The sequence below is a fragment of the Sorangium sp. So ce1014 genome, assembly GCF_051521505.1.
Taxonomy (GTDB): Bacteria; Myxococcota_A; Polyangia; order Polyangiales; family Polyangiaceae; genus Sorangium.
Map to the genome: position 1 here is coordinate 2,063,211 of NZ_CP150356.1, position 11,576 is coordinate 2,074,786.

11 protein-coding genes are annotated in these 11,576 nt (G+C 67.9%); 4 read left to right on the plus strand and 7 right to left on the minus strand.

The window, feature by feature from the left end:
• Positions 1 to 24: 24 nt before the first annotated feature.
• Positions 25 to 447, minus strand: coding sequence for a Smr/MutS family protein (locus WME75_RS07890; RefSeq protein ID WP_437487979.1), 423 nt, complete (start codon positions 445 to 447; stop codon positions 25 to 27).
• A gap of 131 nt (positions 448 to 578) precedes the next feature.
• Here WME75_RS07890 and WME75_RS07895 point away from each other — a divergent pair, with 131 nt between their 5' ends.
• Both WME75_RS07895 and WME75_RS07900 read left to right on the plus strand, forming a co-directional pair.
• Positions 579 to 1,154 (plus strand): helix-turn-helix transcriptional regulator, encoded by a 576-nt coding sequence (locus WME75_RS07895; protein WP_437487982.1) that lies wholly within the window; start codon positions 579 to 581, stop codon positions 1,152 to 1,154.
• Entirely contained in the window at positions 1,133 to 1,936 is an 804-nt protein-coding gene (locus WME75_RS07900; RefSeq protein WP_437487984.1) for an SDR family NAD(P)-dependent oxidoreductase, read from the plus strand. The genes WME75_RS07895 and WME75_RS07900 overlap by 22 nt, the downstream gene beginning before the upstream one ends.
• Positions 1,937 to 1,962: 26 nt before the next feature.
• On the opposite strand, the gene WME75_RS07905 is transcribed toward WME75_RS07900, so the two are convergent.
• Entirely contained in the window at positions 1,963 to 2,841 is an 879-nt protein-coding gene (locus tag WME75_RS07905; RefSeq protein ID WP_437487987.1) for a PAS domain-containing protein, read from the minus strand.
• A 686-nt stretch (positions 2,842 to 3,527) separates the two neighbouring features.
• Between WME75_RS07905 and WME75_RS07910 the strand changes: the two genes are divergently transcribed.
• Both WME75_RS07910 and WME75_RS07915 read left to right on the plus strand, forming a co-directional pair.
• Positions 3,528 to 4,244 (plus strand): PD-(D/E)XK nuclease family protein, encoded by a 717-nt coding sequence (locus WME75_RS07910; RefSeq protein WP_437487989.1) that lies wholly within the window; start codon positions 3,528 to 3,530, stop codon positions 4,242 to 4,244.
• Positions 4,241 to 4,828 (plus strand): hypothetical protein, encoded by a 588-nt coding sequence (locus tag WME75_RS07915; protein ID WP_437487991.1) that lies wholly within the window; start codon positions 4,241 to 4,243, stop codon positions 4,826 to 4,828. Before WME75_RS07910 ends, WME75_RS07915 begins: the two co-directional genes overlap by 4 nt.
• Positions 4,829 to 4,873: 45 nt before the next feature.
• Here the strand turns inward: WME75_RS07915 and WME75_RS07920 are convergent, their stop codons facing one another.
• The 5 genes from WME75_RS07920 to WME75_RS07940 form a co-directional block, all read right to left on the minus strand.
• Entirely contained in the window at positions 4,874 to 6,211 is a 1,338-nt protein-coding gene (locus tag WME75_RS07920; protein ID WP_437487994.1) for an extracellular catalytic domain type 1 short-chain-length polyhydroxyalkanoate depolymerase, read from the minus strand.
• A gap of 141 nt (positions 6,212 to 6,352) precedes the next feature.
• On the minus strand, positions 6,353 to 7,090 hold the full coding sequence (locus WME75_RS07925) for an alpha/beta hydrolase family esterase (protein ID WP_437487997.1): 738 nt from the start codon (positions 7,088 to 7,090) through the stop codon (positions 6,353 to 6,355).
• Between the two features lie 392 nt (positions 7,091 to 7,482).
• Positions 7,483 to 8,535: a poly(ethylene terephthalate) hydrolase family protein gene (locus tag WME75_RS07930; RefSeq protein WP_437488000.1), complete on the minus strand. Its 1,053-nt coding sequence runs from the start codon at positions 8,533 to 8,535 to the stop codon at positions 7,483 to 7,485.
• A 342-nt stretch (positions 8,536 to 8,877) separates the two neighbouring features.
• A complete protein-coding gene (locus WME75_RS07935) occupies positions 8,878 to 10,119 on the minus strand; it encodes a glycoside hydrolase family 5 protein (RefSeq protein WP_437488003.1) in 1,242 nt (413 codons plus the stop codon).
• Between the two features lie 215 nt (positions 10,120 to 10,334).
• The gene (locus WME75_RS07940) at positions 10,335 to 11,444 is read right to left on the minus strand and encodes an alpha/beta hydrolase family esterase (RefSeq protein WP_437488006.1); all 1,110 of its coding nucleotides are present in this window, start codon (positions 11,442 to 11,444) and stop codon (positions 10,335 to 10,337) included.
• Between the last annotated feature and the right edge of the window lie 132 nt (positions 11,445 to 11,576).

Sequence of the window (11,576 nt, forward strand, 5' to 3'; positions counted from 1 at the left end):
GTTCCAGGTGGCCTTGCTGACGCCTCACGGCGGGACGTCGCCGCCCGCGGCCTTGAGCCACACGACGGTCGCGCCCCACCCGCCGCGCGAGGCCGGGGCGTCGCGGAAGCCGTCGACGGCGGGGTGGCGCGAGAGGACGCCCTGCACGACGCGGCGCTGCACGCCCTTGCCGCGGCCGTGGATGATCCGCACCTCGCGGAAGCCGCGCCGCTGCGCCTCGTGGAGGTACTCCTCGACCACCGAGGCGACGTCGCGCGGGGCGAACGTGTGCAGGTCGATCGCGTCCTCGATCGGCATGACCACGACGTCGTCGCCGCCGGGCGCTCCGGGCGGCTCGGCCTCCGGCGGCTCGACGCCGGCGACGGTGTCGACGTCGATGTCGGGTGACGACGCGGGCGCGCGGGGCGAGAGCGCGCGGTCGAGCCAGGCGAGGAGTCGGCGGAGCATCCGCGCGGTGTAGCCGAGCCCGTGGCGGCCGCCACGGCGCGCGGCGTCGAGGGGTCGCGCGGCGTCGCGCGGCGCCCGCGCTGATAAATCACATTGCATATATGCCACGTGTGTCTTATGATTCGGGTGTCATGTCTCTCCGCGGCGCCATCCTGGGCTTCCTCTCGCTCGAGCCGACGAGCGGCTACACGCTGAAACAGCGGTTCGACGGGTCGGTGCGGTCGTTCTGGTCCGTGACCCAGAGCCAGATTTACCGGGAGCTGCACGCGCTGGAGCGCGAGGGGCTCGTCGAGGCCACGACGATGCCCGGGGACGGCAAGCCGGACCGGAAGGTGTACGCTCTCACGGAGCCCGGCCGGGCAGCGCTCAAGGCGTGGCTCGAGGAGCCGCTCGAGCCGCTCCTGCTGCGGCACCCGCTCCTGCTCAAGCTCGTGTTCGCGGCGCAGGTGCCGCCGAAGAAGCTCGACGAGCTCCTGGCGAGGTACGCCCGCGAGATCGAGGCGACGAGGGTCGATTACGAGGAGAGGCTCGAGGACGAGCGGATCTTCGCGCTCGCGCGATCGGCGCGCGAGCAAGACATATGGCGCCTGAGCATCGAGCACGGGATCGCGTGGTGCGACGCGGAGCTCCGGTGGATCGAGCGCGCCCGCTGCGAGCTGTCGGCGGAACGAGGAGGGCAGAAGAGATGGAACCGAAAGACAAAGTGATCATCGTGACGGGCGCTTCCCTGGGCATCGGGCTCGCGGGCGCGAGGGCGCTCGCCCGCGAGGGCGCCCTCGTGGTCCTCGCCGCGCGGTCGATGGCCAGGCTGTCGGCGGAGGCCGACAGCATCGTCCGCGAGGGAGGGAGGGCGATGGCCGTCGAGATGGACGTCACGTCCGACGCCTCGGTCGGGGCGGCGGTGGCGTCGATCCTGGAGCGGTTCGGCCGTATCGATGTCGTCATCAACAACGCTGGCAACGGCGGCAAGATGTCTCTCTGGGAGTCGACGGACGGGGCGTTCACGCGCGCGATGTTCGACGTCCACGTGTTCGGGATGGAGCGTGTCACGCGGGCTGTCCTGCCGGCGATGCTGGCGCAGGGCTCGGGCACCGTCGTGAACATCGCCTCGACGGTGGCGTGGGTGCCGATGCCGGCCGCCGCCGCGTACTCCGCGGCGAAGGCGGCGGTCGTCGCCTTCTCCGAGTCGCTGCGCGGCGAGCTCGAGGGGCGCGGCGTCCGGGTGACCGTGTTTGCTCCGCCGCACACGAGCACCGCCGCCGGCAACGACTGGCCACTCGAGGGGCCGCAGGTCTTCGCGCCCGAGTGGGTGGCCGAGCAGCTCGTCGAGACGCTCCGCCGGGACAGGCGCAGCTTCCTCGCGGGCGCGTCCAACCGCAGCCTGCTCGTGCTCCAGCGGATCGCGCCCGGCCTCGCGGCCCGCATCATGAAGGACATCGGGCTTCGCGCCGGCGCGAAGAGCGCCGCCATGGTCCGCGGCGCCGCCTAGCTCCGTGCGCCGGAAATCCCGCAATGTCACCGCTCCCCGGAGGTGGCCACCTTTCTCGCTGCGACGATCCGGTAGGACAGGCGGCCGAGCGCATACTCGAGCCCGCGCTCGAGGCTGCCGCGCGTCGTGATGCGGCCGAGGTCGACGTCGAGCCCGACCAGGGTCTGCGCCGCGGCGGGGCCCATGCCGACGAGCACGCTCTCGCAGCCGAGCAATGCCGCGGCTTGCACGGTGCGCAGCAGGGCCTCGGCGGCCATGGTGTCGACGAGCGGGACGCCCGTCACGTCGATGATCACGAAGCGCGCGGAAGCGTCGCCTATCGCGGCGAGGACGCTCTCGGTGACCTGCGCGGCCCGCTCCTGGTTCAGCGCGCCGACGAGCGGCAGGAGCAAGACGCCCTGCCAGATGCGCACGACCGGCACCGCGAGCTTTTCGAGCAGCGTGCGCTGCGCCTCGATGATCCCGAGCTGCGCGCGATTTTCAGCCTCGAGCCGCTCGGCCGCGACGAGCTTGCCCTTCATGTTCGTGATGTCCGTGATGATGCCGCAGAGCCCGACCACCTGCCCGGCGTCGTCGCGCATGGGGTACTTGCGTGTCCACATCGTCCGCTCGACGCGGTCGCCGCCGGTGACCACCTCCTGGTTCTCGTCGGGCTCGCCCGTGTTCACGACGAGATCGTCGTGCTCCCAGAAGACGTCGACCTGCTCGGCGGGCCAGAACCCCCTGTCGTCCTTGCCGATGAGCTCCTCCGGCGGGTACCCGACGAGCTTACAATACCCCTCGTTGACGGCGACCCAGCGATGCGCCCGGTCCTTGACAAAAAGGGGATCGGGCAGGGTGTCGAGGATGCGCTGGAGCAGTTCGACGCGGCGCCAGGTGAAGGGATCGGCGGGGAGGCTGGTCATCGCAACGCTGCTCACCTCCGCCGAAAACACACGCTCCCATCCTACCAAGGAACGCCCTCCGGCTCAAGAGCTGCTCCGGCCGCGCGGCAACTTCGGCTTCGCGCTCAACCGGGCCCGAGGGGCGCTCGCGCCGAGCGGGCTCGGCCCGTAGCCCGAGCTCGCGTGGGTCCATACCTTAGATACGCACCGGCCTCGTGAGGAAGCCAGTCCTCCCCAGGCCCAGGGCTTGACCGCTGGGCCCGTGTTGGGCCCATGCTGTCCGAGGGAGTGCGATCCATCGTCACGCTCTCGCCAGATCCCCGGGGATGCGACGGATCGCGACGGTTCGCCCCCGCGGGACCGTCCCGCCAGAGAAACCTGGTCCGGCTCGCCGACGCGCCCGCCGTCGAGCCCGGCGTCCTGCTGCGCTGCGCCACGCTGCCCGAGGTGACGCGCGGGAGGCCGCCGCGCAGCCCGCGGGCGAAGTGACAGCCGTCGGGGTAGGCCGGCAGCCGCCATGGGTTGACCCCCCTCGCTCTGGCTCCAGCGTCCGTGCGGCGTTACGCGAAGCGCTCGGCGTTGACTGCTGATCCTGCGCGGGCGTAACCTGATCGCACCGCGGGCCGACCGGCCGCCACCCGCCAGGGCCACCTGTACATTGGGCGGTCCGCGGCTCGTGGAGAGCACAGGAAGGAGGAGCGAGGCAGATGACAATCTTCGTGTCAGCGCCTGATGCAGACGAGCCCCGGGTCGCCGGCCTCGACGCGGAATCGCGCGCCATCGTGGCAAGGGAGCAGGAGAACCACGTGGCGCAGGTTGCCGTGTGGGATGCAAAGCTCGCCGAGATCCGCGCCGAGCGAGAGGCGCTCCTGAGAGATGGCCACTGGATAGGCGGACCGGACGACCTCCTGAGCATCCTCGGGCAGAGCCGGCAGGAGCTGTATCACGCCACGCTGCTGGCATGGCTGCTCGATCCCCAGGGTCGACATGGCTTCGGCGCTGGCTTCCTCGAGGCGTTGCTCCGCCGCTGCACAGCCGATCCGCCGGCCGAGCTGGACCGCGCCCGGCCCGCGCTCGAGGTGAGCCGGGGCGACGCCCGCGCCGATGTCGTCGTCGCTGGGCCTGGGCTCTACCTCGTGATCGCGAACAAGGTCGATGCCCGTGAACAGCCCCAGCAATGCGATCGCCTTTACGAGAGTTTCTGTCGAGACCCAGGTGCGCTGTTCATCTTCCTGTCGCCATCCGGACGAGCGCCCGTGACGGCCACGGGCGGCGCGCGGGAGGCGTTCAAGCCGATGAGCTACGCCGATATCGCGGCGATGCTCCGCGACGCGCTCGCCTCGGCGCCGGGCAAGGACGCGACGGCGCATGGGCGCGAGGCCGCCTCCAACTATCTCGCCACCCTGGAGAGGGAGTTCCAATGAACCGCATCGACGATCCGCGTGCCGTATTCTACCTCCGGCATCAGGCGCTCATCGAGGAGTTGGCCGCCCTCCGCGAGTCCGCCGCCGACATCGCGCACGCGTTTCTATGCTCGTGCGCAGATGGGATCGTCGAGCTTGCCTACGAGCTCTCTCCAGACGTGGAGGTTTACAAATTCATGGAGGAAGACGAAGACTGGCCGAAGATCCTGCTTGTCTTGCCAGGATGGTTCGTGTCGCGCGAAGGCGAGCGCGTCCCCAGGGTCGGGATCGGCCTGGAGTGGAACAAGTCGAGACGTTTGAACTTCACGACCTCTCCTGCTTGCGCGTTCACAGGCGTATGGGTGGATTTCGACATCGACGGCGGCAAGGAGCTGTCGAGGAAGCTTCGTGCGGCCTTCGGAGAGGCCGGCGTCCTCAAGAAGCACAAGCTCGCCTCCAGCGCTTGGTGGCCCGCGTACCGCTACGAGCCCGCGACAGGCGAATACTGGAACGATCTCGTTCCCTACCGCGAACACCTCGTCGAGTCAGTGCGGTCCCACTGGACGGAGTTCGAGACCCGGGTCCGGGAAGTGCTGGAGGCCTGAGCGGCCGAGGAGCTGGACCGGACCCTCCAGCGGCGTTCCAGACGCTCAGCGCGGGCGGCGCTTCGGGCGACCGAGCAGCAATCCCAGCGCCGCGAGGAGGAGCCCCGCTTGGGCGCCAGAGTCTCTCGCGTCGTTGCCCAGGGCGCAGCTGCAGCCGGAGTTCGAGCTCTCTCCTCCCGTCGAGCCGCCAGTTCCCGAGCTGGCGCCTTGCCCGTTCGCACCCCCGGACCCGGTGCCCATCGCGCCGCCGCTGCCTACGCTGCCGCCAGCGCCACTTTCCATCACCCCGCCCGCACCTCCGGCTCCGGCCGCGCCACCCGCGCCTCCGGCGCCGACCGCGCCTCCGGCACCACCGGTTCCGGCCGCGCCACCCGCACCACCGGTGTCGTCACCACCGGGAAGAGCACCGGGACAAGCCGCCGTCTCTGGATCCTGACCACCGGCCTTGTCGAGGCCGAAATAGGCGGCGACGGCGGGGCCGTCGAACGGCACAGCATGCCCGACGCCGTCCATCGAAAAGGTCTCGTAGACCGTGTAGCCGCAAGAGCTCTTCCAGGACTGGCGCGTGGTTCCGGTCCTCGGAGCGTCGGTCTCATTCGGGGTTTCGTTCAAACCCAGGAGGTTCGTCCACTCTTTCACGTCTTCAGCCATGTTCTTGTAGCTGAGGATCGTGTCGGCGGTGCCATGCCAATGCTGCAGGCGCGGGCGATGGCCGGTGTAACCGGGATAGTACGAACGAACGAGGTCTCCCCACTGCTGCCCGGTCTTCGTGACGTTGCCGCCCCCGCAGGGCCCGCTCCACTGGGCATTGTTCCCCGTCCCGGTGACGTCGTTGTAGCCCTCGGCCCAGCAGCCACACGGGACGCCCATCAGCGACACGCCGGCCATGAACACGTCGGGGTACACACCGAGCAGCGCCTCGGTCATGATGCCGCCCGATGACCCGCCAACCGAGTACACGCGGCCCGCATCGCCGTCGTACTTCGCGAGCGTGTGTCTCACCATCTGGACGATGGCTTCCGTGTCGCCACCACCGTCGTGCTTGAGCGATCTCGTCGATCCCGCGTCCCAGCAGTTCTGCCCGGTGGCCTCCGGGAAGATCATGATGAAGCCGCTGGTGTTCGCTATAGAAACCAGGCTCGACATCTCGCTGAACGTCCCCGGGCCAGTCCCCTGGCAATGATGGGGAGCGACCACGATGGGAGGCTTGGTCGCCAGCGTGTCAGGCACGTAAATGTACGAGTTGACGTAGCTGGGGAGGCCGTCCACCCCCCATTCGCTCTGGTTGACCTTCTGTAGCGATGCCCCGCGCGCAGGCGGCGCAGCGAGCAGCGCTAACGAGAGCGATGCGAGCCCGAGGACGTGACTTTGGAATGGGTCCATCGGGCAGAGATACTACACCAGCGCCAACCTGGTACGCAAGCCAGCATCGCTCTGTCTCGCGGGCATGGGAACGAGCAGTCGGAGCGCGATGCCCATGTGCTTCGCTATCTCGATAGAATATTCTATTCGGTGAAAACCGCTCTAGAACTGGCTCAGGAAAGCCCAGACTTCCTGGGGCATCCACGACATGTTCTGCCCGGCGTCGTTCGGCGATGGAGTATGACCGCCGTCGTAATCACACCAGCGGGTGGGGTGACCCGCCGAGCAGCCCTTGTAGTCTGAGCAGGCGTGGCCACCTCTGGGCGCCTTGGCCAAGGTCTCCACCGTGCATCCATTTTGCTTGGCGAAGAAATCGCTGTTGGAGGTTTGTCCGGCTCCGCCGCTCTCCTGCTGACCGAGCGAAGACATGAAGGCGACCGGCTGACAGCTCGCGGGCCGGGCGACACCGCCGCCGGAGTGGACCACCGCGGCGCGGTAGACGTTCGGACGCGCGCAGGCCAGCGTCCACGCCATGGCGCCGCCCTGGCTGAAGCCTTCGAGCTCGATGCGCGAGGTGTCGATGCAGAGATCGTCTGTGACCTGCTCGAGGATGTCGTCGACGAAGATCACATCGTCGTCGGCTGACCAGAACCCGCCTACAGCGTCGGGCGCGATGAAGATGGTGCTCCCTTCGGAGAGCGACCAGAGCCCGAAGTACGAGGGAGCAACCTGGCTGCTGTCGCCCGTAGCCCCGTGGAAGGAGAGAATGAGCCGGTACGGGTGGCTGTTATCGTAATCGTCGGGAACGCGCAGGGCGTACGTGCGGCTCTTCCCGCCGCTCAGCACGGCGCCAGCGCCGTTCTGAAGCGTGCGCATCTTGCCGCAGCCGGCCGACTTCATCACGTCACTGCCGTCTCCACCTCCGCTGCCGCCGGTCCCGGCTGTGCCGGCGCCGCCTGCGCCGCCCGCGCCGCCCGCGCCGCCCGTTCCCGTTCCGTCCGAGCCCGCTCCACCCGCGCCCGCGGTCGCTCCGCCGCCACCGGCTGCATCGCCGCTGCTCGTGCCACCGGAAGCCGTGCCACCGCCGGAGCCGCTCGCGGAGGCTTCACCGGCGGCTGATGCGCCAGCGTGGCCGCTGTCGCTACAGCCCAGGCTGAGAGCGGCGCAGAGGCCCAAGCCGCCCCAGATCGGTCGCAGCCAGCGCGAGTGATGGTGAATGCGATCGTAGCCCACAGGACCAACACTGGACGACATGGGTGCTCTCCTCGGTTGACATCCGACGTGACGCGAGGTCATTCCCAGCTCTTGCGCTGGGGATTCACCCAGGGTGAGGTGCACATCACGCAATCATCGCCGTAGAAATAGTGCTTCCCACCGGCGTCGTTGTAGATCCAGTAACGGAGCCAGGCCACGATCGCTGGCCGCTGGACGCCTCCCACGTCGCGCGTGATGTACCCGTGATCCGCGCCCATCACCGTCGCCAGGAACGTCTGGGTCTGGGACATGTCGTAGGTCTTTTGCTGCATTGGCAGCCCGATCGTGTCCTGCGTTCCGCTGGTCTGCAGCATGGGCCCGTGCAGGGCCGCTGTCGCGATGTGGCCGTGGATCGAGACGACGGTGGCCACGGCCTCATGACCGCCGAGCTCCACGGCGGCGGTACCGCCGACCGAGTAGCCCATGGAAACGGCATGCTTCACGTCGATCTTGCCCTGGTAGACGCTGCCCGCCTCGCTGTTTTGCTCGATGATCCAGTCGAGCCCCTCCAGCATGGCCTCGCGATTGCTCGGGGCGTTGGGGCCGCCCGTGAGGAGATTGGCTCCAACCACCACGAAGCCGTGAGAAGCGAAGTTCGTCAGGAGAGCCGTGTAGCTGGTCACCTGCGTATTGATCCCGGGCCCAAAGATGATCGGCGCGTGCAAGAAACCGTCCTCACCCAGGCGTTCAGGCCTGAAGATCGTGTGGTTTCCGCTGGGCCCCGAGTCCCGCTCCACAGTCGTCGCGAACGGACCCTCGGCAGAATAATCCGTGATCGGCGGGAGCGGCGAACCACCGGCCCCGCCCGCTGCATCGCCGCCGTCACCTGCTCCGCCCGCGCCTGCGCCTGCGCCTGCGCCTGCCCCGCCCATTCCACCGTCGCTGATGTCGGCGCCGCCACTGCCACTGGCAGCGCCGCCTGACCCAGCGGTTACGCTGGTCGACGCCCCGCTGGTGGCTGACACGCTCGAGCTGCCCGTACCGGCAGCCTGTGCCGCGTCGCCGCTACCTTCGCTGCACGCCAGCAGCGCGACGCTCGAGAGCAAGCAGAAGACATTGAAGCGCCTGACGGCTTTCTTTTCGTTGTACACGAGGCCTCTCTGGTCACGTCACGCCAGCGCGAAACGCTCGCTTCAGCCCGACGGCGGCGAAATTGGCAGATAGGTGGTTGCCAGGCGCTCCGCACTCGGAGCGCGCCCTGATGTCATCCCAGGCCGAGCCCGACTGCTGCTCTTTTCCCCCTGCGTGCGCCTCGTCTGGAGCCATGGCGCGACCGTCGAGGTGAACGCGCATGAGGACGCAGGGCCCGCTGCGCATGACGGCCTATCCAGGGCAAGGCGCAAGAATATCCGGAGCGCCAAGTGTGAGCGTTCACATGGGCGGCGTCAATCAAAAACTGGCGCGCGGCGATCGTCGGCGAGCGCGAGGTCGTGCTAACGGTCGACGGCGTCCATGACGGCCTGCCACTCCGTCGAGAAAGAGCCGTCCGTTCGCTTGATCTCCGACCCCGTGTCCCACAGCACAGGAACGATGCCGTGAGACTGCGCCGCCTCCACCACCGACTGCATCCACAGCCTCCGCGACGCCGGCTCACGGGGGTAGTTCTGGCCCGGCGTGACGGAGAACTCGCCGAGGATGACCGGGATGCTCCGCTGAGCGCTGAACGCGCCGAGCTTGTCGAACAGGCTCTTCAGCTCCGCCTTCTCGGGATCCGTGCCCCACGTCGTCCTGGGAGAGCCCCAGGTCTCCACCGTGTCGAGGCCGCAGAAGGTGTAGGGCGTGTAGTAGTGGATCGAGAGGAAGAGGCTCTTCGTGCCGGCCGGATCGGCCGGCACCTTGAAATCGCTCACACAGGTCCTGTCGATGTCCGTCACGAAGCCGGCGATGAGCAGGGCGCGGCTCGCGTTGTAGCCGCCCTGCTCGCGCACGGTGGTGACGAAGAGCTGGTTCATCTCGTTCAGGGCGGCGTAGTCCGGCGTCCCCCCGTCATGAACGCCGTTGACCCAGTAGTTTCCCTCCTCGTTCATCCCCTCGAAGATCAGCTTGTGACCGACGCCGCTGAAGGCCGTGGCGATCTGGGTCCAGTAGGACGCGAACCTGGTCTCGACGTCGTCGGTGAGCTTGTACTTGTCGGCGCTCTCCTCGTTGTAGATCCAGCCCCCGTCCCAGTGGATGTTCACGATCGAGTACATGCCGGCGGTCTCGATCCAGCCCACCACCTCCTTGACTCGGGCCATCTTTGCAGCGTCGATCGTGCCGTTGACGGCGTAGGTGTCCCAGGCCACGGGCACGCGCACCGTCTTGATGCCATGGCTGGCCATGCCGTTGATGAACGCCTGCGTGATCAGCGGCTGGCCCCAGCCCGTCTCCCACTCGGTGGTGTTCTCCAGCGTGTTGCCGATGTTGGCTCCGATGCCCATGTCGGGGACCATGGCTGCGGCATCCACCGGCGTCGCCGATCCGCCGGTCCCGCCGGAGCCCCCGGTTCCCCCCGTGCCGGCGCCGCCCGTACCGGCACCGCCCGTGCCGGCGCCGCCCGTGCCGGCGCCGCCCGTGCCGGCGCCGCCCGTGCCGGCGCCGCCCGCGCCGGCGCCGCTCGTGTTCGTGCCTCCGCTGCTGCCTCCGGCGTTCCCGCTCGTGTTGCTCTCCGAGGAGCACCCCAGCGCAACGAGCATCAACAAGGGGGTCGTGAGATTGAACCAAGACGTGGCTGCAGAGCGGCAGACTTGAAGAGAGGTCATGAACGACACGATATCTCGGTCCGCCGCGAACGACAAGCTCGCGTCGGCCTCCCGGGCGCGAACGAGCCGCTCGGTGAAGATCGCGCGCGAGACGCCCCGAGCGCGGCGCTACGCGCGGGCGAGCGGCCCGTCCGCGGCGAGGACGTCGGTCAGAACTGCTTGAAGAAGTTCCACGACTCGATGGGAATCCAGTTCGGATTGCCGTCGATGTTCGTGTGCCCGCCGCCGAAGGTGCACACCCGCGTCGGATGTTCCGGATCGCAATCCTGGAAATCGTAGCAGCTGTACGCGCCGTTTGAGGTCGGGATGTCGTTCGGGATCGTGCAGCCGTTGTCTTCGGCTTTTTCGAGGGCAATGAACTTGGCCCCCCTCTTTTGACCCTCGTTGTTCACCCAGGGGCAAGTCCCGTCGCTCATGCCCGTCGTGTGCATCCAAGCAATGGGCTTACGTGTCTTTTCAGGCAACCAGATGTTGTAGTTGGCCGGGGCGATGCCCACGGCCGCGCGGATCTCCGCTTGATGGTTCGTCGACAGCGAATAGGTGATCATCCCTCCGAAGCTGAAGCCGGTCGCGAACACGCGGGTCGTGTCGTAGCAGACACTTTCATTCATGAGCGCCATGATGTCGTCGAACAGCGCGTGGTCCTTCTCTTGCCACGTTGCGCCGTCCGAGGAGGGGGCCACGAAGATGGCTTGCTCTCCGTCGGCCTCCATCTGCGGTTTGAGAAAGTAGAAGTCTTGCCCCTCGACGTCTTGCCAGCGGCTGCCGATCCAGTGTGAGGTGTAGAACAGCCGGTAGGGCTTGTTCATGTCGTAGTTGCTGGGCATATCGACGTAGTACACGCGATTTTGGCCCGAACTTGAGATCGTATACTCCTTGGTCGTCAACGTGGTTGCCTTGCCGCACCCCGCGCTCGGCACAGGCGCGTTCCCCATGGGAATGGCTCCTTCGGGCCAGCCACCCGTGCCATCACCGCCGCTGCCCGAGCCGCTCGTCGTGCCGCCCCCGGTTCCGTTCGGCACACCCCCCGAACCAGCTCCGCCCGAGCCAGCTCCGCCCGAGCCAGCTCCGCCCGAGCCAGCTCCGCCTGTGGTCTGGGTACCCCCCGAAGACATTCCGCCCGAGGCGCTCCCAGTGCCGGCCGACGCTCCGCCCGAGGTCGAGCCAGAGGCCGTGCCAGATCCGCCGTCATCGCTCGAACATGCGACGATGAGCACACTGATGGCGCTCACATTGAGAAAGAGACCGATTGATTTCATAGAGGCTCCTTGGAGTGGGGGTCGAGCCGACTTCACGAATCTGCCCTCCACGCGGCGGCGCGGGAGCGAACTGCCCATCGGAGTGGAGCTCAGAAGGACGCGTGATCGGCTCATTCAAGATCAGGAGGGATA